Annotated in this window: 23 protein-coding genes; 9 read left to right on the top strand and 14 right to left on the bottom strand. The window is 66.6% G+C overall.

Annotated elements, in window-relative coordinates:
- Window positions 1–94: 94 nt before the first annotated feature.
- The gene (locus LK539_RS08250) at window positions 95–2,956 is read right to left on the bottom strand and encodes a PAS domain S-box protein (RefSeq protein WP_227800419.1); all 2,862 of its coding nucleotides are present in this window, start codon (window positions 2,954–2,956) and stop codon (window positions 95–97) included.
- Between the two features lie 219 nt (window positions 2,957–3,175).
- Here LK539_RS08250 and LK539_RS08245 point away from each other — a divergent pair, with 219 nt between their 5' ends.
- On the top strand, window positions 3,176–4,531 hold the full coding sequence (locus tag LK539_RS08245; protein ID WP_227800418.1) for a GIN domain-containing protein: 1,356 nt from the start codon (window positions 3,176–3,178) through the stop codon (window positions 4,529–4,531).
- Between the two features lie 4 nt (window positions 4,532–4,535).
- Here LK539_RS08245 and LK539_RS08240 read toward each other — a convergent pair whose 3' ends face one another.
- Entirely contained in the window at window positions 4,536–5,570 is a 1,035-nt protein-coding gene (locus LK539_RS08240) for a kelch repeat-containing protein (protein WP_227800417.1), read from the bottom strand.
- Window positions 5,571–5,871: 301 nt separating this feature from the next.
- Between LK539_RS08240 and LK539_RS08235 the strand changes: the two genes are divergently transcribed.
- The 7 genes from LK539_RS08235 to LK539_RS08205 all read left to right on the top strand — a co-directional run bounded on the left by LK539_RS08235 (window position 5,872) and on the right by LK539_RS08205 (window position 13,900).
- Window positions 5,872–6,762, top strand: a complete 891-nt coding sequence (locus LK539_RS08235; protein ID WP_227800416.1) for a BadF/BadG/BcrA/BcrD ATPase family protein — start codon at window positions 5,872–5,874, stop codon at window positions 6,760–6,762.
- Window positions 6,759–7,844 carry an N-acetylglucosamine-6-phosphate deacetylase gene (nagA, locus tag LK539_RS08230; protein ID WP_227800415.1) on the top strand — a complete coding sequence of 362 codons (1,086 nt, stop codon included), beginning with the start codon at window positions 6,759–6,761 and terminating at the stop codon, window positions 7,842–7,844. Before LK539_RS08235 ends, nagA begins: the two co-directional genes overlap by 4 nt.
- 23 nt (window positions 7,845–7,867) lie before the next feature.
- Window positions 7,868–8,878: an SIS domain-containing protein gene (locus tag LK539_RS08225; protein WP_227800574.1), complete on the top strand. Its 1,011-nt coding sequence runs from the start codon at window positions 7,868–7,870 to the stop codon at window positions 8,876–8,878.
- A gap of 3 nt (window positions 8,879–8,881) precedes the next feature.
- The gene (gene nagZ, locus LK539_RS08220; protein WP_227800414.1) at window positions 8,882–10,378 is read left to right on the top strand and encodes a beta-N-acetylhexosaminidase; all 1,497 of its coding nucleotides are present in this window, start codon (window positions 8,882–8,884) and stop codon (window positions 10,376–10,378) included.
- A 226-nt stretch (window positions 10,379–10,604) separates the two neighbouring features.
- Window positions 10,605–11,921, top strand: a complete 1,317-nt coding sequence (locus LK539_RS08215) for a hypothetical protein (protein WP_227800413.1) — start codon at window positions 10,605–10,607, stop codon at window positions 11,919–11,921.
- Window positions 11,922–12,063: 142 nt separating this feature from the next.
- Window positions 12,064–13,143 carry a flavodoxin family protein gene (locus LK539_RS08210; protein WP_227800412.1) on the top strand — a complete coding sequence of 360 codons (1,080 nt, stop codon included), beginning with the start codon at window positions 12,064–12,066 and terminating at the stop codon, window positions 13,141–13,143.
- Window positions 13,144–13,159: 16 nt separating this feature from the next.
- Window positions 13,160–13,900, top strand: coding sequence for a GntR family transcriptional regulator (locus tag LK539_RS08205; protein WP_227800411.1), 741 nt, complete (start codon window positions 13,160–13,162; stop codon window positions 13,898–13,900).
- 129 nt (window positions 13,901–14,029) lie between these two features.
- Here the strand turns inward: LK539_RS08205 and LK539_RS08200 are convergent, their stop codons facing one another.
- The 11 genes from LK539_RS08200 to LK539_RS08150 all read right to left on the bottom strand — a co-directional run bounded on the left by LK539_RS08200 (window position 14,030) and on the right by LK539_RS08150 (window position 23,690).
- Window positions 14,030–14,821, bottom strand: a complete 792-nt coding sequence (locus tag LK539_RS08200; RefSeq protein WP_227800410.1) for an SDR family oxidoreductase — start codon at window positions 14,819–14,821, stop codon at window positions 14,030–14,032.
- A 109-nt stretch (window positions 14,822–14,930) separates the two neighbouring features.
- Window positions 14,931–17,675 (bottom strand): M16 family metallopeptidase, encoded by a 2,745-nt coding sequence (locus tag LK539_RS08195; RefSeq protein WP_373889522.1) that lies wholly within the window; start codon window positions 17,673–17,675, stop codon window positions 14,931–14,933.
- A gap of 76 nt (window positions 17,676–17,751) precedes the next feature.
- Complete coding sequence (locus LK539_RS08190) at window positions 17,752–18,201, bottom strand: CBS domain-containing protein (RefSeq protein WP_227800409.1); 450 nt, start codon at window positions 18,199–18,201, stop codon at window positions 17,752–17,754.
- Window positions 18,202–18,279: 78 nt separating this feature from the next.
- On the bottom strand, window positions 18,280–18,630 hold the full coding sequence (locus tag LK539_RS08185) for a DUF3579 domain-containing protein (protein WP_227800408.1): 351 nt from the start codon (window positions 18,628–18,630) through the stop codon (window positions 18,280–18,282).
- Window positions 18,631–18,743: 113 nt separating this feature from the next.
- Complete coding sequence (locus tag LK539_RS08180; RefSeq protein WP_227800407.1) at window positions 18,744–19,703, bottom strand: CobD/CbiB family protein; 960 nt, start codon at window positions 19,701–19,703, stop codon at window positions 18,744–18,746.
- A 215-nt stretch (window positions 19,704–19,918) separates the two neighbouring features.
- On the bottom strand, window positions 19,919–20,557 hold the full coding sequence (locus LK539_RS08175; protein WP_227800572.1) for a CoA pyrophosphatase: 639 nt from the start codon (window positions 20,555–20,557) through the stop codon (window positions 19,919–19,921).
- 98 nt (window positions 20,558–20,655) lie between these two features.
- Window positions 20,656–21,042, bottom strand: a complete 387-nt coding sequence (gene rplS / locus LK539_RS08170; RefSeq protein ID WP_227800406.1) for a 50S ribosomal protein L19 — start codon at window positions 21,040–21,042, stop codon at window positions 20,656–20,658.
- Window positions 21,043–21,152: 110 nt separating this feature from the next.
- A complete protein-coding gene (gene trmD, locus LK539_RS08165; protein WP_227800405.1) occupies window positions 21,153–21,914 on the bottom strand; it encodes a tRNA (guanosine(37)-N1)-methyltransferase TrmD in 762 nt (253 codons plus the stop codon).
- Window positions 21,915–21,940: 26 nt separating this feature from the next.
- Window positions 21,941–22,501 (bottom strand): ribosome maturation factor RimM, encoded by a 561-nt coding sequence (gene rimM, locus LK539_RS08160; RefSeq protein WP_227800404.1) that lies wholly within the window; start codon window positions 22,499–22,501, stop codon window positions 21,941–21,943.
- Between the two features lie 20 nt (window positions 22,502–22,521).
- Window positions 22,522–22,770 carry a 30S ribosomal protein S16 gene (rpsP, locus tag LK539_RS08155; RefSeq protein ID WP_227800571.1) on the bottom strand — a complete coding sequence of 83 codons (249 nt, stop codon included), beginning with the start codon at window positions 22,768–22,770 and terminating at the stop codon, window positions 22,522–22,524.
- A 167-nt stretch (window positions 22,771–22,937) separates the two neighbouring features.
- Window positions 22,938–23,690 carry an AAA family ATPase gene (locus LK539_RS08150; RefSeq protein ID WP_227800403.1) on the bottom strand — a complete coding sequence of 251 codons (753 nt, stop codon included), beginning with the start codon at window positions 23,688–23,690 and terminating at the stop codon, window positions 22,938–22,940.
- Between the two features lie 98 nt (window positions 23,691–23,788).
- Here LK539_RS08150 and LK539_RS08145 point away from each other — a divergent pair, with 98 nt between their 5' ends.
- Window positions 23,789–24,202 (top strand): NINE protein, encoded by a 414-nt coding sequence (locus LK539_RS08145; protein WP_227800402.1) that lies wholly within the window; start codon window positions 23,789–23,791, stop codon window positions 24,200–24,202.
- 91 nt (window positions 24,203–24,293) lie between these two features.
- Here LK539_RS08145 and LK539_RS08140 read toward each other — a convergent pair whose 3' ends face one another.
- On the bottom strand, window positions 24,294–24,698 hold the full coding sequence (locus tag LK539_RS08140; protein WP_227800401.1) for a hypothetical protein: 405 nt from the start codon (window positions 24,696–24,698) through the stop codon (window positions 24,294–24,296).
- Window positions 24,699–24,704 lie beyond the last annotated feature (6 nt).

Below are 24,704 nucleotides of genomic sequence, written 5' to 3'. Positions count from 1 at the left end.
TCTCCTGCCCACGCGGTGATCGTTACTGGCTCCAATATCGTGCCGGATGATCTTGCAGCAAACTGTCACCGCGTGGGCGGGGAACCCGCCCACCCTACGCCCGGATACGCCCCAGGATATCCAGCAGCAGGTCGACATCCACCGGCTTGGTGAGATGATGATCGAAGCCGCTGGCCTGGGTGCGGCGCCGGTCCTCGGCCTGGCCCCAGCCGGTGAGGGCCACCAGCACCAGCGCGGCATTGGCCGGATCGGCGCGCAGGCGGCGCGCCACCTCGAAGCCGTCCATGCCCGGCATGCCGAGGTCGAGCAGCACCGCATGCGGCGTCATCTGGCGCACCGCCTCCAGCCCGGCCGGCCCATCGCGCGCGGTGCGCACCTCGGCCCCGGCGGCCTGCAACAGCAGGGCCAGTGACTCGGCCGCGTCGCCGTTGTCGTCGACCACCAGCACGCGCCGGCCCTCGAGCGGCGCCGCACCCTCATCAAGGCCGTCGTGGGCCACGGGCGCCGCCACTGGCGCCAGTGGCAGGCGCACGAGGAATTCGCTGCCCTTGCCCGGCCCTTCGCTGCGCGCTTCGACGCTGCCGCCGTGCAGCTCGACCAGGCTGCGCACCATGGTCAGGCCGATGCCCAACCCGGCCTGGCCGCGCACGCTGTCGCGGTGGGCCTGCGAGAACATTTCGAACACGTGCGGCAGCTTGGCCGCCGGGATCCCGATGCCGCTATCGCGCACCGAGACCACTACCTGGTCGTCCTCGCGCCATGCGCTCGCCCAGATATGGCCACCGCGGTCGGTGTACTTGGCGGCGTTGTTGAGCATGTTGCCGAAGACCTGGGTCAGCCTGACCTTGTCCGCTTCCAGCACCAGGGTCTCTTCCGGCAGCGACACCGTCAGCTCATGGCGCCCGGCCTCGATCGCCGGCATGCTGGTCTCGACGGCCATCGACAGGATCTCGGCCAGCGACAGCGGTTCGCGGCGCAGCTCCAGCTTGCCCTGGGTGATGCGCGAGACGTCCATCAGGTCGTCCACCAGGCGCACCATCTGGCGCACCTGGCGCCCCACCATCTCGACCATGCGGTCGGCGGTGCGGCGCCCGTCCGGGCGGCGCAGCAGGTGCACCGCGTTGCTGATCGGCGCCAGCGGGTTGCGCAGCTCGTGCGCGAGGGTCGCCAGGAACTCGTCCTTGCGGCGGTCGGCGTTGCGCAGCGCCTCTTCCGCCTGCACCGCTTCGGTGACGTCGATCGAGATGCCGACATGGCCGCGGTAGGCGTTGCCGGCCCCGAACAGGGGCGCGCCATGGCTTTCGAACCAGTGCCAGCCGCCGTCTGCGGCGCGCGCCCGCACCCGCTGCTGGAAGGGGGCGCGTTCCGCGATCGCCGTCCGCACGCGCTCGATGTAGCGCGGGCCGTCGTCCGGATGCAGCAGCGCGCCCCAGCCGTCGGCCGGCCCGGTCCCGGCGCGCATGCCGACCACCTCCAGGCTGCGCCGGTTGGCGTAGCTCACCTGGCCCTGCTCGTCGAGCTGGAAGATCAGCGCCGGCGAGGCTTCGGCCAGCACCCGGAAGCGGCCGTCGCTTTCGCGCAGGGCGGCCTCGGCCTGGCGGCGCGCATCGACGTCGATGTTCATGCCGATCCAGCGCGCAATGCTGCCGTCCGGATTGCGCAGCGGCGCGGCGCGCGCATTGGTCCAGCGCCAGCCGCCGCCGGCCTGGCGCACCCGGAATTCGGCGTTGACGGGCGAGCCCTGGGCCACGGCTTCGTGCCAATGGCGCATGACGAAATGGCGATCGTCGGGATGCACCGCGTTGACCCAGCCCAGGCCCGCCGATTCTTCCACGCTCTGGCCCGTCATCCGGCGCCAGCCGGGCGAGTCGGTGCGCACCGCGCCGTCGGCATCGGTTTCCCAGGTGGCCTGGGCCAGGCCTTTCATCAGGGCCTGGAAGCGCTCTTCGCTGGCCTGCAGCGCCACTTCGGCGCGGCGCGTTTCGGTGATGTCGATGACAAAGGCGATGCACTTGCGCTCATCGCCTTCGCCGGGCAGGCAGGTCGGCGCCACCATGGCCCACCAGCGGCTGCCGTCCTTGCGTGCGAGCTGCTTGATGTACGGGGCCGTGCGGCCGCCACTGCGCAGTTCGGATAGCGCGCGCAGCGTGGTGTCGGTGAACTCGGGCGTGGCCAGATCGCTCCAGCGCACCGCGCTGCGCAGTTCCTCGCGACCGTAGCCGCTCATCCGTTCGAGCGCGCTATTGCAGTCGATGATGCTGCCGTCGAGCGCATAGAAGGCCAGGCCGACCGCTTCGGTGTGCATGGCCGCCTCCAGGATCGCATGGCTTTCGCGCAGCTCGCGCTCGGCGGCCAAGCGCTGGGCCGCCTCGTCGGCCAGGCGCGCCTGGGTGGCCTGCAATTCGTCGGTGCGGCGGACAAAGTCGCGTTCCATCTCGCGCCGCGCCTGGCCCGCATGGCCATGCGAACACGCCAGGCGCTGGGCGGCGGCGGCAAACGGCGCCAGGCTGCGCAGCAGGCGCGCATCTTCGGCGTCGAGGCGGCGTTCGTCGCCGCGGCTGGCGACCCAGATAGCGCAGATAGCGCCATCCTCGCCCCTGCAGGCGGCCAGCAGCAGTTCAGCCGGCGGCGCGGCGCCCTCCAGGAAGGGGAAGACGCGTGCCGGCCGGCGCATCAGCACGACACCGTCCGCCCCCGCCGCGTGCCAGTCGACGCCGCCGTCCGCTTCCGCCGGCAGGCCGACGCCGCATGCCTCGACGCCGCACAGCGCGCGCAGCACTTCCTCCAGCCGTTCGGGCATCCGGTCCGGCTTCTGCGCCAGGTCCTGCGCCAGCGCGGCGAGGGCCCGGTTTTCGGCGGCATGATCGGGCGCGCGAGCCGGCCGGGTGGCCAGTTCGTGTGTCACAACCAGGTCGTCGATCTCGGCCACAGCCTGCGGCGGGGCGTTGTAACTCATCAGGTGCCGATGCGAGTCAATGTCGGGACGAAAAAGCCTATGCCAAAACGGCGGCCCATGCCAACAGGCTTCCGCTGGGAACGACGAGGCCGACGGCACGGCTCATCCGTTCGGTATGCATTCTGGTCCCCGATTTCGCACGTCCGTCGGTTTCCGCATGCGGCCGCCAGCGGCTTGCCTTAATGTTCAGGCTCCCCTGTTTCGATCGACGACAAGAACATGAAAACCGTCCTCAAGCCCGTCCTCCTTGCCGCCGCCATCTCGGCCGGTTTCCTCGCCGCCCAGGCCAGCCGTGCCGAGTCGCCGGCCGCCCCGGTGGCGCAGCAGCGCAGCGTCCAGCCCTTCAGCGCCATCGAGCTGTCGGGCCCGTACAAGGTGGTGGTGCGCGCCCAGGGCCGCCAGGCGCTCGAACTGCGGGGCGAGCGCAAGGAGCTCGACGAGATCGAGACCTCCGTGCGTGGCGACACCCTGGTGGTGCGCCCCGTGCAGCGCAACGGTTTTCACTTCAGCTGGGGCAAGCGCGAGACGCCCACGATCAGCATCACCGCCGGCCAGCTCAAGAGCCTCAGGATGAACGGCAGCGGCGACGTCGAACTGCTGCAGCTCTCCGGCGACCGCTTCAGCCTCAGCGTCGACGGCCCGGGCGACCTGCAGGCGTCCGGCGCGGTACGCGAGCTGACGCTGCGCGCCAGCGGCAGCGGCGACGTCGACCTGCACCGCGTGAAGTCGGCCAATGTCGACCTCGACATGTCGGGGCCGGGCGACGTGCGCCTGTCCGGCGTCGGCAACGAGCTGGCGGCCACCCTCAGCGGTCCCGGAGACCTCGAAGCCGACGGCCTGCGCCTGGCGCGCCTGACTGCGCGCATGAGCGGCCCCGGCGGCATGAAACTGGCGGGCAGCGCGCGCGAGCTGCGCCTTGAAGCCAGCGGATCGGGCGACTTCGAAGCCTGCGGCCTGGCTGTCGAGGCGGCGACCACGGTCCAGCAGGGCCCGGGCAGCGCCTGCGTGTTCGGCAATATAAAGAAGTTCGACGCGGTCGTAGAAGGATCGGGCGAGCTGCAGGCCAGCGGCCTGCAGGCGGCCAGCGCCATCGTCCGCCTGGGCGGCCCCGGCAGCGCCAAACTGGACGGCAGCATCGGCGAACTGACGGCCGACATCAGCGGTTCGGGCGACCTGGAGGCCGGCGGCCTGACAGTCAGGCGGGCGGCCGTCAAGGCCAGCGGCCCGGGCGGCATCGAGCTGGCCAAGGTGTCCGACACCCTGGACGCCGAGCTGCATGGCTCCGGCGGCCTGGACGCGCGCATCGAAGGCAAGCGCCTGCTGCTCAAGATCACCGGCCCGGGCGCCGCCCACATCGGCGGCAGCGTCGAGCTGGTCAAGGCGCGGCTCAGCGGTTCCGGCGGACTCGACGGCCGCCGCCTGACGGCCGGCCGCGCCGACATCGCCGTCACCGGCCCGGCCAGCGCGGCGGTCAATGTCCATGGCGAGAATGAGCGCCGCAAGGCCTCGCGCGGCGAGCGCCAGGCAGCGCTGCTGCTGGTCGACCGCAACGGCAGCCGCCACAACGCGCCGTAAGAAGCTAGTTGGCCGGGAGCTCGAGTACCTGCAGCACCCGGCTGGCGCCGACGCCCACCTTTTCGCCGCCGCCGATCGCATAGATGCGCTTGCCGACGACCACTGCGCCATGGCCGTGGCGTGGCAGCGGCATGTCGGGCAGCGGCGACCAGCGGTCCGCCTTCGGATCGTAGGCCCAGACTTCCGCGAATACCTTGGTGCTTGGCACGAACTGCTCGCCGCCGAACGCAATCAGCTTGCCGTCGACAGCGACAGCGGCCAGGCCGCCCTGCGCCTGGGGCATCGGCGCCTTCGTTTCCCAGCGATTGGTGGCGGGATCGTAGACCTCCAGCGTCGCCAGGTTGACCGGGCGCCGCCTGCCATCGGCCTGCTCCACCATCTGGCGGCCACCGACCACGTAGATCCTGCCGTCGATGACGGCCGCGGCCGCGCTGTTGCGCGCGGTGGGGGCGTCTGCGATGCGCTCCCAGCGGCCGGAACCGAGGTCCAGCGCCTCGCTTCTCGCGGTATCCGCGTGGGCATTGATGTGCACCGCGTCCGGGCTGGTCGGCACCCGGCCGCCGATGAAATAAATCTTTCCCTTGACCGTCGCGACCACGCCTTCGGCCCGCGGCTGCGGCAAGGATGGACCGGCGGTCCAGCGGTTTGCCCGCGGGTCGTAGACGAACACCGTCGCATGGGCGCGCCAGTCGGGGATCGCGCCGGAGAAGCCGCCGATGCCATAGATCTTGCCGCCGGCCTCGGCCAGGGCGATGTGATGGCGGCCTTCGGGCAGAGGGGCGAGCGTGGTCCAGCGGCCGGCTGTCACGTCGTAGGCTTCGACGTGGTCGGTGAAGCCGGGCTGCTGCGAGAGCACGCCGCCTGCCACGATGATCCTGTCGCCGAGGACGGCCGGGTAGATTTCCTGGCGGGCCAGGGAGGCGTCAGCCGCGCGCAACCAGCGTGCGCCTGGATTCGCATCGGCGGCCGCTTGTGCCGCGGCCTGGCAAGGGGTCGCGAGTAGCGCTGCGGCGAGCATTGCCGGGATAATTGTCTTCAACGGTTCTCCATCGATCTTCTTGTAACGGAACAGATTAATATAACTTCGCCATGCGCTGGAGCGTCAATGACAAGGAGAAGGAGGCCACCTCTGCCAGAAGCAATACCAGCCATTTTTCCCTCGCTCGACAATACCAGTTTTCATACCAATAAAAATATTTGCAAATTCAAAGACTTACGCAAATTTTGGAGGCATTTTCAGCGCGCCGCGCACAGGAAATTTGCATACCAGTTAAATACCTGTTGACACCGTCTCGGCGCCTGCCTATAGTGCGCTGACCTCCCGGCTCAACATTCACACCATGACCGACTATCTCATCGGCGTCGACGGCGGCGGCACCGGTACCCGCGTGCGCCTGGCTCGTCCCGACGGCACTGAAATCGCGCAGGCAAGCGGCGGCCCCTCGGCCCTGTCTCGCGGCATCGACAATGCTTGGACCACCATCAACGGCGTCGTCGCCGAAGCCTTCGCCTCGCTCGGCATCGACACCATTCCCATGCAGTCCTGCGCCATCGGCCTTGGCCTCGCGGGCGTGCACAACAAGGAATGGGCGGCCCAGTTCGTCGCTACCAATCCCGGCTATGCCGCCCTCGCCCTCGACACCGACGGCTTCACCACCCTGATGGGCGCCCACGGCGGCAAGCCCGGCGCCATCGTCGCGATCGGCACCGGCAGCGTCGGCGAAGCGATGCTGGCAGACGGCACCAAGGTGGAAGTCGGCGGCTGGGGCTTCCCGGCCGGAGACGAAGCGAGCGGCGCCTGGATGGGCCTGCGCGCACTGAACCATATCGAACAGGTGCTGGACGGCCGCGTCGAAGGCCGCGCCTTTGCACGCGAAGTCATCGCATTCTGCGGCGGCTCGCGCGATGCGGTACAGGTCTGGTTAGGGCGCGCCAACCAGACCGCCTACGCCGGCCTGGCGCGCTTCGTGGTTGCGCATGGCGACACCGATCCGGTGGCGCGCGCCATCCTCGAACACGCGGGCCGCGAAGTGGCCAGCATTGCGGACGCGCTCGACCGCAGCCACACCCTGCCGCTGGCCCTGTGCGGCGGCCTGGGCGAAGCCCTGCGCGCCTGGCTGCCGGCCGATACGCTGGCGCGCTGCGTGTCCGCACAAGGCGATTCCGCCGCCGGCGCGCTGCGCATGATCGCCCGCAGGTTGGAACAAATGCGTGAAGGAGCAGCACAATGAAGGGCAACATTCTTACTCCGGGCGGCTGGATCCACGGCGAACTGCGCCACGGCGCCTTCATCGAATCCGTCGAGGGCCACGAAGTGGACCCGTCGGCCAATGGCGACGACTACATCCTGCCCGGCTTCATCGACGTGCACGTGCACGGCGGTGCGGGCCGCGACATGATGGAAGGGGGCGACGCGCCGCACGTGATCGCCGCCCTGCACGCCAGGCACGGCACCACCTCCCTGCTGGCCACCACCATGACCGCGCCGGTCGACGACATCGACCGGGCCCTGGGCGCCATCGGCGCCGCATGCAAGGCGCGCGGCAAGGGCGAAGCGCGGATCCTGGGCGTGCACCTCGAAGGCCCGTATATCAACTCGGGCAAGCTGGGCGCCCAGCCGCCGTTCGCACGCGAAGCCACGCTCGACGAGGTGATGCGCTTCCATGCGATGGCCCCGATGCGCCTGATCACGGTGGCGCCGGAGATCGACGGCCACATGGAGCTGGTGCGCGCGATCGCCGACGCCGGCATCCGCGTGCAGATCGGCCATACCAACGGCTCCTACGAAGTCGGCGTACAGGCGCTCGACCATGGTGCGGCGGGCTTCACCCACCTGTTCAACGCCATGCCCGGCCTGCACCACCGCGATCCCGGCATGGTCGGCGCCGCGCTGGCGCACGCCGAATACGCCGAGATCATTCCCGACCTGCTGCACGTGCATCCGGGTGCGATCAAGACCGCGCTGCGCTGCATCCCGAAGCTGTTCTGCGTGACCGATTCGACCGCCGCCGCCGGCATGCCGGACGGCGAATACATGCTGGGACGCCAGACCGTCCATAAATGCATGGGCGGCGTGCGCCTGGCGGACGGCACCCTGGCCGGCAGCACGCTCACCATGGACCAGGCACTGCGCAACCTGGTCAAGATCGGCCTGCCCCTCGCGGAGGCCAGCCGCCGCGTGTCCCTGAATGCCGCCGACTACCTCGGCGAAACCCAGCGCGGCCGCCTGGCGCCGGGCTGCCACGCCGACTTCGTGGTCCTCGACCGCGAGCTGAACATCAAAACCGTTTATATCGAAGGAGAAGCGCAGTGACCGCCCCCACCCCAACGTCCCTCATGTACCAGGAAGCCCTGTCCGCAGGGGACTGCGTGGCGCAGCAACTGGCGCAGGATGCCGAACGCTACGCGGACCTGGGCCGCGCCCTGCGTTCGACCAACTTCCACAGCGCGGTGACGGTCGCGCGCGGCAGCTCCGACCACGCCTCGAATTACCTGGCCTACCTGATCATGGCGCGCATGGGGCGCCTCGTGACCTCGCTGCCGATGTCCCTGATCACGCTGTATAAATCGCCCCTGGTGACGCGTGACACCCTGGCGGTGTCGATCTCGCAGTCGGGCCAGAGCCCGGACGTGGTGGAGCCGATCAAGTACTTCCGCGACGGCGGCGCCACGACTGTCGCACTGGTGAACGACGCGGCTTCGCCGCTGGCGCAGGCCGCCGAATGGACCATGCCCCTGCACGCCGGCAAGGAGCAGAGCGTGGCCGCCACCAAGAGCTTCATCGCCAGCATGGTCGCCGGCGCGCGCCTGGTGGCCGAATGGCAGAACGATCCGGAACTGAAGGACGGCATTGCCGCCCTGCCCGACGCCCTGCGCGCGGCCGCGCAAGTGGATTGGTCGCCGGCGCTCGAGGTGCTGGCCCCGGCCCGCAACATCATGGTGGTCGGCCGCGGCATCAGCTTCCCGGTGGCGCTGGAGTCGGCGCTGAAGTTCAAGGAAACCTCGGCCCTGCAAGCCGAAGCCTTCTCGGGCGCCGAGATCAAGCACGGCCCGATGGCGCTGATCGAGGAAGGTTATCCGCTGCTGATCTTCGCAACCCGTGGTCCGGCCCAGGCAGGCCTGGTGGCGCTGGCCGAGGAAATGCGCGGCCGCGGCGCGCGCGTGCTACTGGCTGCCCCCGAGGACGTCGCCAGCCGCGACCTGCTGCTGCCGACCGCCGCCACCCCGGACCTCGACCCGATCGCCGCGGTCCAGGCCTTCTACATGATGGCGGCGTGCCTGTCGGAAGCGCGCGGGCTCGATCCGGACAAGCCGCGCCACCTGAGCAAAGTCACCAAGACGAATTAAACGATGACAGATTACCTCGCTCTCGCCGGCCAGCTGATCATGGTGCGGCTGTTCGGCACCGAACTCGATGCCGAGACCGACGCCTTCCTGCGCCAGTACACGGTGCGCGGCGCCTGCCTGTTCCGCCAGAACATGGTGGACGCAAGCCAGCTGACGCGCCTGACCGGCGCCCTGCGCGAGGCGATGGGGCCGCAGGCCCTGATTGCCCTCGACCAGGAAGGCGGCGCCGTGGTGCGCTCGACCTGGGTGCCGGCGCCGCCGAGCGGCATGGCACTGGGCGCCGCCAATGACCCGCTACTCGCGCGCGAGGTCGGCGCCGCGGTGGCGCGCGCGGTGCGCGCACTCGGCTTCAACTGGAACTTCGCGCCGGTGCTGGATCTGAACAACAACCCGCACAACCCGGTGATCGCCGAGCGCTCCTTCGGCGCCGATCCCGAGACCGCGGCCGGCATCGCGATGGCCTGGATGGAAGGTTCGGAAAGCGAAGGCGTGGCCTGCTGCGTCAAGCACTTCCCGGGCCACGGCGACACCCACGTCGATTCGCACCGCGACCTGCCGACCGTGGACAAGCCGCTCGAGGAACTGGAGCGCTTCGAATTCGCGCCCTTCCGCATCGCGGCTCCCAAGGCCTCGGCCGTGATGACCGCCCACATCGTGTATCCGGCGCTGGATCCGCAATTCCCGGCCACGATGTCGCGCCCCATCCTGACCGGCATCCTGCGCGAGCGCTTCGGCTACGAGGGCGTGATCATCACCGACGGCATGGACATGCACGCGATCGCGCACCGTTACGGCGCCGGCGAAGCGGCGGTGAACGCCCTGGTGGCAGGCGCCGACATGGTGATGGCGATCGGTACGCGCGAGACCCAGGTCGAGACCGTGCACGCGATCGCCCAGGCGATTCGCGACGGCGTGCTGCCGCTGCCTGAGGTCGAAGCGCGCCTGGCGCGCCTGGCAAAGCTGGCGGACGCGCACCCGGCAGGGCCGGTGGCGTATCTGGCCGAGCCCGACGACCGCGCCCTGATGGCGCGTGCCTGGCGCGCGGGCCTCACCGCGCTCGGCCAGCCGCAGCGTCCGGCCAGGGGCAGCAAGCTTCGCCTGGTGGCGCGCGCCGACGTGGTGAGCGACGGCGTGTCCGAAGCCGGCGTGCCGGCGGCAAGTGTGGCAGCCGCGCTGGGCCGCCTGTACGAAGTCGACCTGGTGACCTTTGCCGATGCCGAGAGCTTCGACTGGAAGGCGCTGCCGCAGGACGGCTGCTTCACGATCCTGGCCTCGACCTCGCGCCGCCGCTATGGCCCGCATGCCCGTGCCAACTGGCGTCCGGACCTGCACGTGGCGCTGTGGAACCCCTACCAGGCGCTCGACTTCGACGCCCCTGCCCTGCTGACCTATGGCTTCGCGGCGCCGGCCGTGGATGCGGTGGTCGCCTGGCTGGCGGGCGAGATCGAGGCCCCCGGCCACTGTCCGGTGCCGGGCTTCGGCGAGCGCGCCGCGCGCTGAAACACAAAGGGGGCGATGCCCCCTTTTTCTTTCCCGAATACATCAGGTAACGCTATGTAACGGCGCGCGCAAAGTAGCGCACGGTACGTCACAATTGCCGGGCCTGAAAATGGCACTTTTATGGGACAATGCACACTTTGTCCGGGATAGCATTCTCGCTATATTGACGAGTATGCATGTCCCAGAGTTTATTACTCACATTATCGACTTGATAGAAGGATTATCCATGGCCCAATTCCGTCTTGCCCGCCTCTGCCTGATGCTCGCCGCGATCGGCGTTTCCGCCCCGGCACTGGTGTCCAGCGCCCACGCACAGCAGAAGAGCGATGCGGCTGCTGCCGCACAGGCAGCGGCGAAGGACACCGTCCGTCCCGACATGTTCAAGTTGCTCGACCCGGCTGCCATCAAGGCCCTGATGGATGCGAAGAACTACACCGAGGTGCAGACCCGCATCACCCAGGCCGAAGCCATGCCGAACCGTACTCCGTACGAAGACTACGTCATCAACCGCATGAAGCTGTCGTGGGCGCTGGCGACCGAGAACAACGCCATCGCGATCCCGACCATGGAAGCGGTGCTGAACTCGGGCCGCCTGGAAAAGGCCGACCAGCTCAACTACTACCAGGCCCTGGGCGACGCCAACTACAACTCGAAGAACTACCCCAAGGCGATCGAGTGGTACACCCGCTTCGAGAAGGAAGGCGGCGACCCGGCCAAGGTGCGCGGCGCGCTGTCGCGTGCACAGGTCAACAGCGGCAACTTCGCCGGCGCCAAGGACATGTTGATGAACAACATCAACACTGCCAAGCAGGCGGGCCAGAAGCCGTCCGAGAACGACCTGCGCCTGCTGGGCCAGGAAGCCAACAAGGCCAAGGACAGCGCCACCTACCTGTTCGCGCTCGAGAACCTGGTGCAGTACTACCCGACCGACGACTTCTGGCTGGACCTGCTGAGCCGCGGCGTGACCCGCAAGCCGGGCTTCGACGAGCCGACCTACGGCACCACCATGCTGCGCCTGGAAATGGCCGCCGTGAAGAAGGAAGCGGTGCCGCCTGAGCACTACACCTACCTGGCCGAAGTGGCCCTGCGCGACGGCTTCCCGGCCGAAGCCAAGGACGTGCTGGATGCCGGCTTTGCCGCCGGCGTGCTGGGCAAGGGCAGCGATGCCAAGACCCACAACGCCCTGCGCACCAAGGCGACCAAGCAGGCCGCGGACGACGTCAAGACCATCGCCGCCGGCGAAGCGAACGCCCAGAAAGCCAAGACCGGCGCCGGCCTCGTCAACCTGGGCTGGGCCTACGCCACCATGGGCCAGGCCGACAAGGGCATCGGCTTCATCCAGCAGGGTATCGCCAAGGGCGGCCTGAAAGCCCCGGACGAAGCCAAGCTGCGCCTCGGCATGGCACAAGCCCGCGCCGGCAAGAAGGCCGAAGCGATCCAGACCTTCCAGGGCATCAACGGCAAGGGCGGCGCGGCCGACCTGGCCAAGTACTGGGTCCTGCTGCTGCAGCAGCAGGGCGGCAACGCGGTCGCTGCCCAGTAAGCTGGCGCACTTCGAAAAAACCGGACCCTGGTCCGGTTTTTTTTCGTCCCTGCTTTGTCCAGACTTTCTCGGATTTATGTGCGCGTGCGAACATCGGCACTGCCGTGGCGGCTCGATAATTTCGGCAATTCACGGAGGCGGCATGACACAGGTACCTGAAGTACGCAAAGGACAGGCTCCAGCCAAGCTGGGGCGCAACGAATTCCGCCTCCGCTTTCGCAAGGCCTTCCAGGACCCCGCCTACGAGCCGCTCGAACGCGAGCTCGAGGCCATCGAGCAGGTCGCCTGGGAGGCCTACCACGAGGGCCGCAAGGCGCCGCGCACCGTCAAGGCCGGCCCTGGCTTTGCCGACCCGGGCTACGACCTGTCGGTCGAATGGAAGGAAGCGCACGAGCGACTGCTGGCGGCCGAGCGCCACCAGAAAGACCCGGACTCGCGCAACCGCATCCTCCTGATCAACGGCTCGGCGCGCAACGACGGCACCTGCCCTGGCGAGGTCTCGAAGAGCTGGCGCATGACGGAGCTGGCGCGCGAGATCCTGGCCGCTGAAGGTTTCGAGGTCGACGTGCTCGACCTCAGCCTGCTCAATTCCGACTACGATCGCCACATCCACCCCTGCAAGGGCTGCGTCTCGACCGCCATGCCGCTGTGCCACTGGCCGTGCAGCTGCTACCCGAACCATGCCGAGCGCCAGGTCAACGACTGGATGAACGAGATCTACGAGCGCTGGGTGCTGGCGCACGGCGTCATCATCGTCACGCCGGTCTACTGGTACCAGGCGCCCGCCGTGCTCAAGCTCATGATCGACCGCCTGGTGTGCGCCGACGGCGGCAACCCCGACCCCTCCTCCACCCACGGCAAGAAGGCGGAACAGGCCAAGGCCCTCGAACTGCAGGGCTGGGACTATCCCAAGCACCTGGCCGGCCGTGCCTACGGCCTGGTGGTGCACGGCGACGTCGCCGGCATCGAGGGCACGCGCCGCTCGCTGGCCGACTGGTTCGCGTGGATGGACTTCGTCGACGCCGGCAGCTTCGCCCAGCTCGACCGCTACATCGGCTACTACGAATCATATGCCGACAGCCACGCCACCTTCGACCGCGACACGGCGGTGCAGGAAGAGGTGCGCAACGTGGCGCGCGCGGTGGCCGAAGCGGTGCGCGAGATCCGCGCCGGCCGCGTGGCCGTGTCGCAGCACCGGCTGCGGGACCCGCGTCCGAAGTAGCGCGTAAAATGCGCGCATGAACGCACTCTCGGAACTGATGCAATCGGCCGCCGGCGGCGGCAAGCTACCCCTCTACCAGCAGCTGCAGCACGCGCTGCGGCGCGCCATCGACGAAGGCGCCTGGGGTTCGGCCTCGGCCCTGCCGGCGGAGCGCCAGCTGGCCCAGGAACTCGGGATCTCGCGCATCACGGTGAGAAAGGCGATCGATGCTTTGGTCGAGGAAGGCCTGCTGGTGCGCCGCGCCGGCGCGGGAAACTTCATCAACACCCGCATCGAAAAGAACTTCGCCAAGCTCACTTCGTTTTCCGAAGACATGCGGGCGCGCGGCCGCGTTCCCCGCAACGAGTGGCTCAAGCGTTCGGAAGGCTTGGTCACGCCTGAGGAAGCGCTGCGCCTGCGCCTGTCGCCCGGCACGCCGGTGTACCGCTTCAACCGCATCCGCTATGCCGACGAGGTGCCGATGTGCCTCGAATACGCCACTATCGCCGCGTTCGCCCTCGGCTCGCTCGATGCCGTGGGCGATTCGATGTACGAGGCGCTGGGCTCGACCGGCAACCGCCCGGTGCGGGCGCTGCAGCGGCTGTCGGCGCTGCTGTTGAATAGCGAACAGGCGCGCCTGCTGCAGACGCGCGAAGGCGATGCGGGGCTGTGCGTGGAAAGGCTGGGGTTTGCCCGGGATGGGCGGGCGGTGGAGTTTTGCCGGTCTTACTTCAGGGGCGATATGTACGACTTCGTGGCGGAGTTGAACGCATCGTAGGGGTAATCTGGTCCAGTGGACCAGATTACGGTCTCCCGCCCACGCGGTGATGGTTGGTGCTCGAATCGTCGCGAAAGCTCCTGCGTCCGTTGACCGCGTGGGCGGCAAAGCCGCCCACCCTACGCAGGATCAGACAGCGGTAAAGCCGCCATCCACGACCAGCTCGTGCCCATTCACATACGACGCCTGTTCCGACGCCAGCCACAGCGCCGCATTGGCCACTTCCACCGTCTCGGCAAAGCGCCCCATCGGATGCGAAGCCTTGAGCTTCTTTTCGCTGGCCGGATCGCGCTCGACCGCGCGCGTCAGCATTGGCGTCTTGACGGCTGCCGGGCACAGGGCGTTGATGCGGATGCCTTCGCGCGCGTACTCGGCTGCGGCGCTGCGGGTCAGGCCGACCACGGCGTGCTTGCTGGCTGCGTAGATGGCGCGGTTCGGCGCCCCCACCAGGCCCGAGACCGAGGCCACGTTGACGATCGCGCCGCTGCCCTGCTTGAGCATGTGGCGCAGCTGGTACTTCATGCACAGCCACACGCCCTTGACGTTGGCGCCCATGATGCGTTCGAACTGCTCTTCGTCGCCCTCGGCCAGCGGTGCGCACTCTTCGTCGATCGCGGCGTTGTTCACCGCGATGTCGAGGCGGCCGTAGTAGTTGATGGTCTTCTCGACCAGCGCTTCGACCTCGTTCGACTTGGTGATGTCGCTGCGCACGAACAGCGCCTTGCCGCCCGATTCGACGATCATCGCCGCCGTCGCATGGCCGCCGTCGATGGCGGTGTCGGCCACCACCACGTGGGCGCCCGCGCGCCCGAATGCCAGCGCCGTCGCGCGGCCGATGCCGCTGGCGGCGCCGGTCACAATGGCTACCTTGCCGGCGAACGGGGCCTCGTTCGGGGCTTGCGCTTTTGATATGCCTTTCATGATGCTCCTGATGCTTCGCAACTAATGCTTCCCAAGGGAAACATTTTAACGCAGCATCGTGGCCCTTGTCACAAACGGTTCGTAGACTGTTGCTTCTAGGTGCAGTCGGCTATTTTCCTGCCTTGCCCAGGTCGCCCGCCATGACGACCGACAGCTTGGCCGGATCGATCGCCTTGCGGAAGGCCGCATTCAGTTGGGGCAGCGTGACTGCCATCAGCTTGCGCTCGAACTCGGCCGACCACTCGAACGTACGGCCGCGGTACAGGTAGGCGGTCCAGCCCGAGGCCAGGGCTGCGTCGGTGGCGCGGGTCTGCTGGCGCTGCTGCATCAGGCCGGACTTGGCGTCCGCCAGCTCTTGCGCCGTGAAGCCGCTCTTCACCGCGCGCCCCAGTTCGTCGCGCACGGCGGCGTCCAGCTTGCGCAGATTCTGCGGCGCGGCGATGGCGCTGATCGAAAAGCCGCCGGCGCGGTCGAGATCACCCGCCGCCAGGTCGGAGCCGCCGCCATAGGACAGGCCTTCCTTCTGGCGGATGCGGTCCATCAGGCGCGACTTCAGGCCGCCCTCCCCGAAGATGTAGTTGGCGAGCATCAGCGCCGGATAGTCCGCGTCCTCGATGTTGAGGTCGAGGTTCATGTTCGCCATGTAGAAGCCGTTTTCCTTGTCCGGCGTGTCCAGGGTCTTCGCCAGGGGCGCGACCTCGGCATGGCGGCGCAGCACCGGCGCCACGTTGGCGGGCGCCTTCCAATTGCCGAACAGCGTGTCGACCAGCGGCACGACCTCCTTCGGATCGAAGTCGCCGACGATGGCCATCTCGGCCGGGTTGGCATTGTAGAACTCGCGGTGGAAGGCCGGCAGGTCTTCCAAATGCACCGCTTTCACGTCTTCGATGTCCTCTTCCAGCGTGTTGGCATGGCGGATATCGCCGCGCGGATACTGGTTGAAGTGGGTCGACAGCGCACGTGCCGCCACCGCCTGCGGCTCGGCGCGGCTGGCTTCCAGGCCGACCAGCATCTGCTTGCGCATCTGCTCGAATTCGCTCGCCGGGAAGGCCGGTTCCCTCAGCACGTGGGCGGCCAGCTTGAGCGCCTCGACCAGGTTCTCGCGCGTGGTCTGGAAGCCGTTCGGGCTGCCCGTCATCTTGAGCTTGTCGAATGCGTCGGCCAGCTGGGCGCGGCTGTACTTGCTGGTCCCGCGCATCAGCATCGCCGAGGTCATCCCCGAGATCATGCTCTTGCCGAACAGGTTCTTCTCATCGCCCATGTGCTGGCTCAGGCGCACGGTCACGGTCTCGCCCCGGTTCTTCTTGGGGAGCAGCGCCAGCTTCACGCCGCCTGCGGTCGTAAGCGTGGTGCGCTTCATGATGTTGGCCTGGCTGGGGTCGAAGTCTTCCGACACCAGGCTGGAGGCGGACGGCTTGTAGTCCTTCATGACGGTTTCGACCGACGGCGCGGCCGGGATCACGGCGCGCACCGGCGCGTCCTCGGGCAGGAAGCTGCCGGTGACGCGGTTACTGCGCACGAAGTAGCGGCCGGCGCTGGCAGCCACCTCCTCCGCCTTGACGTTCTTGATGCGCTCGCGGCCCAGGAAGTACAGGCGCCAGTCGCCCAGCGCGATCGCCTCGGACAGGGCGACGCCGAAGCCCTGGGCGTCGTTGATGCTGCGTTCCAGGCTGTTGAGCCAGGAACGGCGCACGCGCTCCATCTCCTCGGCGGTGGGCGGCTGCTTGGCCAGACCCTCGACCGCCTCGGTCAGCGCTTCGCGCACCGGCTCGATCGGCTCGCCCTTCTTCACGACGGCGCCGTAGAACTGCAGCCCGGGGGCGTAGCCGGTCTGGCCAAAGCTGAAGACCTGGCTGGCCTTGCCGGTTTCGACCAGCAGCTTATGGAGGCGGCCGTTGGGCGCGTCGCCCAGGATCTCGGAGGCGAAGCCGAGGGATTCCGAATCGGCCTGCAGGTCGGACGGGATCTTGTAGCCGGCCGCGACGATCTGGATGTCGCCCTGGCGCCGCACGGCGAAGCTGCGCTCGCCGTCCTGGGTCGGCTCGACGGTCCAGAACTGCGGCAGGGTGCGGGTCGGCTTCGGGATCGCGCCGAACAGGCGGCTGATCGTGGCAAGCGTCGCATTCGGCTCGAACTTGCCCGCCACCAGCAGCACCGCATTGTCGGGTTGGTAATAAGTGCGGTAGAAGGCCTGCAGGTTGGCGATCTTGACGTTCTCGATGTCGCTGCGGTTGCCGATGGTCGAGCGGCCGTAGCTGTGCCAGTCGTAGGCGATGCTCTGCATGCGCTTGAACAGCACCTGGGCCGGCGAATTCTCGCCGCTCTCGAACTCGTTGCGCACCACGGTCATCTCGGAAGCGAGGTCCTTCTGCGCCACCGGAGAGTTCACCATGCGGTCCGCTTCCATCTGCAGCGCCCAGTTCAGGTTATCCGGGGACGCCTGGAACACTTCGTAGTAGTTGGTGCGGTCGAGCGAGGTGGTGCCGTTGAAATCCATGCCGCGGCGCGCGAACTGGCCGGTGATGTCCGGATTCTTTCTGGTCCCCTTGAACAGCAGGTGCTCGAGCAAATGGGCCATGCCGGTCTCGCCGTAGTTCTCGTGGCGCGAGCCGACCAGGTAGGTGACGTTCACCGTCACGGTCGGGCGCGAGGCGTCCGGGAACAGCAGCACCTTCAGGCCGTTGGCCAGGCGATATTCGGTAATGCCCTCGGCCGACGGGCCCAGGCTCACGCCCTTGGGCAGGGGCGCGCTTTTCGGCTGCGGCGCGGCCCAGGCGGCGCCCGCCATCACGAAGCAGAGGCTGCCCGCCACCAGGGGCGCGGCGATGCCGCGCTTGATCGTCATGCGGTTCATGGTGTCCTGTCATGTTGGCAGGACAATTCCGTCCTGCATGTTCTTGAACAATGCAGGATGGTAACAGAGCGATCTGCTATTGGCGGGCGCGGCGTTCGTGCGCTTGTTGATATGGGCTAATACGGGAGAGTTCTCCCATCTCTTCGGCCAGGAATTCGAGCAGGTCGTCGGCGCTGACGATGCCGGTCAGGCTGCCGTTATTGTCGATCACGGGCACGCGGCGGATGCCGCGCAGGCGCATGCGCTCGATGGTCTCGTAGACATCGTCGGTCTCGCGCGCGGTGAGCAGGTCGTCGGTCATGATGTCGCCAACCTGCAGGCTGGCCGGGTCGAGGCCGGGGGCGATGACCGAGACCACGATGTCGCGGTCGGTCAAGATGCCGACCGGGACCCTGGCGCCGTCGAACTGGTCGACGACGATGACGTCGCCCACGTGCAGGCGGCGCATCATGAGGGCCGCGCCCTGCACGGTTTCGTCACGGGTGCAGTGGGCGGCTTCGCTGGTACAGATGTCGCGGATGTGCATGGTGTGGTCCTCCCCACCCCAAAACAAAACTGGCGCTACGACTTTCATCATAGCGCCAGTTCCCGAATCCGAAAGGTCTTATGCAGCCGGCTTCTTCGCGTCCGGCGGCGGCACGAAACAGGCGTCGGCCACCTGCAGGTCGTTGTCCTTGGCGAAGTTCAGCACGAAGTGATAAGCCAGCGGCTCGACCTTCTGCAGCTCGCGGCTGACCACCACGGCTTTCACGCCGTTGACCATGGTCGGGTGGACCCAGGGGGAGAATTGCAGATGGGAGTTACGACCGGCGACGCCGGGTGCGAAGCACGACATGACCCCGCACAGGCGCTCGGCCCAGTCGCTGGGACGGAACTGCCTGCCGTTGCTCGTGATGCCCAGGATAAAAAACTCGTCCTTGAGTTTCGTCTCCGTGGTCTGGGGTAAGTCGGCCATAGTGCTGCTTGCTGAAACAAGAATACTGCGTGGATGAACAACCTCAGCTCAGTATTATATCTTATAGAAGACTGGCGGACGAGACCCGGCGCGCGAATTCGACCGGGCCGTCGTCATCCAAGCCACACCACGCTCGACAGCAGGAGCAGCAGGATCATCCACAGGATCAGCGCCCGCCACACCAGCCCCACCGTGCTCTGCAGCGCGCGCAGGTTCGGTTCCTCGCCCGGCAGCACCTCGGCCTCGCTGTCGCCCAGGTCGACCGTGGCCGCGTCCGCCGGCAGCAGCTGCGGCGCGTTCTCGTTGGGCGTACCCAGGCGCACGCCCATCGCTCCGCCGCCCGCGGCCAGGATGATGCCCTTCGATTCGTCGGCCCAGCGCCGGGCGAAATTACGCCAGGCATAGATGGCGTCCTCGAAGTTGCCGACCACGGCAAAGGCCACCGCCGTCAGGCGCACCGGAATCCAGTCGATCCAGTAGAAGGCCTTGGCGGCGAACAGGCCGAAGGCCTCGTTGCGCATGTGGTCGGGTTCGTTCCAGGCGCGCGCCAGGTATTCGGACACGCGGTACAGCACCGCGCCCGCAGGCCCGAGCGGCATCAGGAACCAGAAGAATACGCCGAATACGTTGCGGTGGGTGGTGATCAGGGATTTTTCGACGGCCACGCGGCAGATCTCGGTGGCGTCCATGCCGACCGTATCGCTGCGGGTCCATTCGGCCAGCAGCTGGCGCGCGCCGGCTTCGTCGCCCTGGTTCAGGGCCAGCTGGATCGAGGTGAAATAGTGGCTGTAGTGGCGGAAACCCAGGGTCAGGTAGACGATCAGGACGTTCCAGGCAAAGGCCAGCAGCAACCAGTTATAGTGGATCAGGACCCAGTACACCAGCCAGGTCGGCAGGATCAGCGCCAGCATCATCAGGATCCAGCCCATGCGGCCATTCTTCTGCTCGCCCGCGTTGAACCAGCCTTCGATGCGCATCGCGAAGCCCTTGATGCCAGCGTAGACCTGGTTGTCGGCGCGCAGCGGCTTGAGCTGCTCGATGATCAGCGCGACGAGGATGGAGAAAAATGTCATTCAGGAATCCTTTTTTGTTCTGGCAATACTGTGCTGCCCGCTACGATAGCGGAGAAGCCTGCCGGAATCAAATCGGGAAGTCTGGAATGGTCGGGTGGTCGGCTTGCCGACCGCGCGTCCAACTCCGGTTTGCACTGTGACTGCTATCAGCCTGGCTGAACGCGCGGTCGGCACAGCGTGATCTAGTCCACTGGACTAGATCACCCCTACCGAGTTCAAGCCCGCAGGAAGTGGTACAGGTTGCGCAGCATGGCCGCCGTCGCCCCCCAGATGAAGTAATCCTGGTAAGGCATCGCATAAAACGTGCGCCTGCCCTGCCCCTCCGGCAGCGTTACCGAGCGGCGCTCGTGGTTGGCGCCGGACGTCAGGAAACTCAGGGGGACTTCGAAAATCTCGGCCACCTCGCCCGGGTCGGCGCTCAGCGCGAAGGGCGGGGTGACGATGGCCACCACCGGCGTGACGCGGTAGGCGCTGATGGTGACGTGTTCCGGCAGCACGCCGATGATCTCGACGTGGCGGCGGTGCAGGCCGATCTCTTCTTCGGCCTCGCGCAGGGCGGTTTCGATCGGCGAGGAATCCAGCTCTTCGGCGCGGCCGCCCGGGAAGCTGATCTGGCCGGCATGGCTCGATAAGTGATCGGTGCGTTTCGTCAGCAGCACGTGCAGGCCCTCGGGTCGTTCGACCAGCGGCACCAGGACGGCGGCGCGGCGCAGGCGCAGGGCGGGTGCGGCGAGGGCCTCATCCGAGGCTTCCGGATCCCAGGGCAGCGTGCGCGCAAAGCGGGCGCGTACGGCTTCCACGCTCAGCTGGGCAGGCGCCAGCGCGGCTTCGCCGGCAAGGCCTTCGACCGGCATCTCGGTGGGATCGAACACGGACTTAACCAAAACACATTCCTCTAGCACATAAAGAAAAAGGCATCCTTGCGGATGCCTTTTTCAGAACACAGACGCTATTACTCAGCAGCAGCAACGGTAGCTGCTTTACGCTGCGGCAGCTTTTCCTTGATACGTGCCGATTTGCCCGAACGTTCGCGCAGGTAGTACAGCTTCGCACGACGCACGTCACCACGACGCTTCACTTCGATCGAAGCGATCAGCGGCGAGTACAGCTGGAAGGTACGCTCGACGCCTTCGCCGGACGAGATCTTGCGAACGATGAAGTTCGAGTTCAGGCCACGGTTACGACGCGAGATGACGACGCCTTCGTATGCCTGGGCGCGCTTGCGGTTGCCTTCGACGACGTTGACGCTGACGACCACGGTGTCGCCCGGTGCGAAGTCAGGGATGCTGCGGCCGAGGCGCGCAATTTCTTCTTGCTCGAGTTGTTGGATCAGATCCATTTTTATCACTCCAAAAACCATCTTGCTGGCGCTGTGTGGATGCCCAGTAGAGGATGGGGTTGAACATGCGGGCAACATGCCCGCCGTCGCATACGCCTTGCGGCATATTCTTACTCGGCAGGCTTGTTCAGCTCTGCCAGAAACTTTTCGTCCAGCTTCGTCAGCTGGCCGGCGGCACGCGCACGCTCCAGCTGATCCGGCCGTTTCTTCAACGTCGCCTCCAGCATACGCTGGCGGCGCCATTTCATGATCTCGGCGTGGTTGCCGCCCATCAGCACGGGCGGCACCGGCTCGCCTTCGTACACTTCCGGGCGCGTGTAGTGCGGCGAATCGAGCAGGCCGTTGACGAAGCTGTCTTCGACCGCCGAGGCTTCGTCGCCCAGCACGCCAGGCAGCAGCCTGACTACCGCATCCATCAGCGCCATCGCCGGCAATTCTCCGCCCGACAGCACGAAGTCGCCCAGCGAGATTTCCTCGTCAACGCAGCGGTCCAGCAAACGCTGGTCCACGCCTTCGTAGCGGCCGCACAGCACGACCAGTCCGGGCTCGTCCTTCAGCGCCACGACACGTTCGTGCGTCAGCGGTTTGCCCTGGGGCGACATGAACACCACGCGCGGCGCCGGCAGCCCCATCTCGACCTGGCGCGCCTTGGCGGCAGCGATCGCGGCTTCGAGCGGCTTGGCCAGCATCACCATCCCGGGGCCGCCGCCGTAGGGGCGGTCATCCACGGTACGGTGGCGGTCCTGCGTGAAATCGCGCGGATTCCAGATCGTCAAGCCCCAGCGCCCCTGCTCGATGCCGCGCCGGGTCACGCCCGACTGCGTCAAGGCAGCAAACATCTCTGGAAACAAGCTCACGACGTCAAACTGCATCGGGACCTCGCTTCACATTAGACAGGTCAATAATCCAGACCCCAGTCCAGGGTAATCAGCTTTGCGCCGAGATCGACCTTCTTGACGAAGGCGTCGACAAACGGCACGAGGCGCTCCGACACTTTCACATCCGGAGCACCAGCATCTTCTGATGCCACGGGCGTGATCCGGAGGATCGACTGCGCGCCGTTGTGCATCATGTCGGTCACCTTGCCGAGGGCTTCGCCCTCCAGGTTGACCGCATCCAGCCCGATGAGATCGGACCAGTAGTATTCGTCTTCTTCGAGTTTCGGGAACTCGCTACGCGACACATGCACCGCTGCGCCCTTGAGCGCTTCGGCGTCGTTGCGGTCGCGCATGCCGACCAGGGTGGCGACCACGTCGCCGCCATGCATCTTTGCCGTACGCACCGAGACGGAACGCAGGGCCGGCTTGTCGAGCCACCAGGTTTTGACCTTCAGCAGCGCGTCGGCGTCCACCGAGAACGGAGTGACGCGCAGGCCACCCACGATCCCGAATGCGCCGGACACATAGCCGACCTGGACCAGGTCGTCGGGCACTGCCCCGCTTGCTGCTGAATCGGTCAAACCTTGAACCTGATGCTTAATTAAGCAGCCGGGGTCTGGTTGGCAACCAGGCGAGCGACGGTCGGCGACAGTTGTGCGCCAACGCCTTGCCAGTGAGCCAGACGGTCAGCAGCGATACGCAGACCAACTTCAGCGCCCGAAGCCATCGGGTTGTAGAAACCGATGCGCTCGATGAAACGGCCATCGCGACGGTTACGCGAATCGGTTGCAACGATGTTGTAGAACGGGCGCTTTTTTGCGCCGCCACGAGCCAAACGGATAACGACCATAATATTTCCAAAAAGTTGTATTGGACGGAGAAAGCCGACGATTATAGCGCGTAAGCCTAGATAGGGGCAAGCGTTTATAGCAACACGGCGGACACGCAGCGTGAGGTTCGGCGAATTGAGCATTATCGCTCATTTTTCGCCACATGACCACCGCCGGGCGCTCCGCCCTACTCCTCGCCCATCAGCACGCGCAACATCCGTGCCGGATTGGCAAGGAAGTCGCGGGTGACGCGGTAGTGTTCCGTATCTTCGTAGGCAACTTCGCGGATGCCCTCTTCGCTGAAGGCGTAGATGGTGGCGTTCGGGTAGGCCATCAGGATGGGCGAATGGGTGGCGATTACGAACTGGCAGCGTTGCCCCACCAGGTCGTGCATGCGGCTCAGCAGGGCAAGCTGGCGCTGGGGCGACAGGGCCGCCTCGGGCTCGTCCAGCATGTAGAAGCTCTGGCCGCCGAAGCGCTCCATGAACAGGGTGAGGAAGGATTCGCCATGCGACTGCGCGTGCAGGGACTTGCCGCCAAAGGAGTCGATGATCGGCGGACCACCGGGCCCCTGGTCGAGGCGCTCGATCTCGCTGCTGACGTTGTAGAAGCTTTCGGCGCGCAGGAAGAAGCCGTCACGCGGGCGCTCGAAGCCGCGTACGAAGCGCAGATACTCGTGCAGGTCGGAATGCGAGGCACGGGTGGCGAAGTTGAAGTTGCGGCTGCCACCCTCGGCGTTGAAGCCCATCCCGACTGCGATCGCTTCCAGCAGCGTCGACTTGCCCGAGCCGTTTTCGCCGACCAGGAAAGTCACGTTCGGATGCAGCGCCAGGCGATCGAGCGAGCGGATGGCCGGCAGCGTGAACGGGAACAGCGGCGGGTCGACCGGGGCGGTCGGCTTGAGCTGGACTTCCGCCAGGTAAGAGCGTGTCTTGAGCATGGTATTAGGACCGATGAGCTTTGGCGGGTTCACGCAATGCGTGCCTTCCTTGTCATTTTGCACGATACTGCTGTCTTCCTGAACTTTTGGCAATGCTCATGGCTGTCGCGCACAAGAACAAGACCTTCGCCACCCTGCTCGCCCTGCTGCTGGGCGGCTTCGGTGCCCACCGCTTCTACCTGAAGGGAGGCACCGACCGGCTCGGGTTGCTGCACCTGTGCAGCCTGCCGCTCGTGGGCATCCTGTACGGCGCGGTGAAGCCGCATCCGTTCTATGTGGTGCTGCCATTGCTGGTGTCGTATATCGCGGGCTTCGTGGAAGGCCTGATCATCGGCCTGACGCCGGACGAGGCATGGGATGCGCAGTACAACAAGGGCAGCGGCAAGACGTCGCGCTCGAACTGGATGCTGGCGCTGCTGCTGGTGCTGATCCTGGGAGTGGGAGCAATCGTGCTGATCGGGACGATCGCGCGGGTGTTCGATCTGCTTTATACGGGTGGGTCGTACGGCTGACGACGTTCATGCAGAACTTGAGTTCCCGCCTGCGCGGGAACTCAAGCTTATAAGCGGACCACTAGCTGTTAAACAGGCCGCCAACACTCGACTAGTCGTGCTCCTTGTCGTCGTCCTTGTCATGATCCTTGTCGTGATCATGATGCTTGCCCAGCTTGCCGGCTTCGTCGACCAGGTCGTGCTGCAGGTGGTCGAGCTTGCGCGCGAAGATGCCGAGGCGTTCCAGCGCGCTCTTGATGAAGGCCTTGTGTTCGTACAGTTCCTTCTTGTACTTCCAGGCCTTCTTCTTCCACTCCTCGCGCTCCTTCTTGTACTCGTCGCGCTCCTTGCGGTATTCGTCGCGCTCCTTCTTGAACTCGGCCCGCTCCTTCTTGCACTTGCAGTAGTCGCGCTCCTTGTCGTCGTCCTTGCCGTCATCCCTGTCCCGGTCGCGGTCGTGGCCGCAATCTTTGTCGTCGTCGTGATCGTGGTTGTCGCCGTATTTCTCGATACCCATGATGAT

Origin of the sequence: Massilia sp. IC2-476 (assembly GCF_020707295.1) — a bacterium.
Lineage (GTDB): Bacteria > Pseudomonadota > Gammaproteobacteria > Burkholderiales > Burkholderiaceae_D > Telluria.
This window is presented reverse-complemented; position numbering and strand designations above follow the sequence as displayed.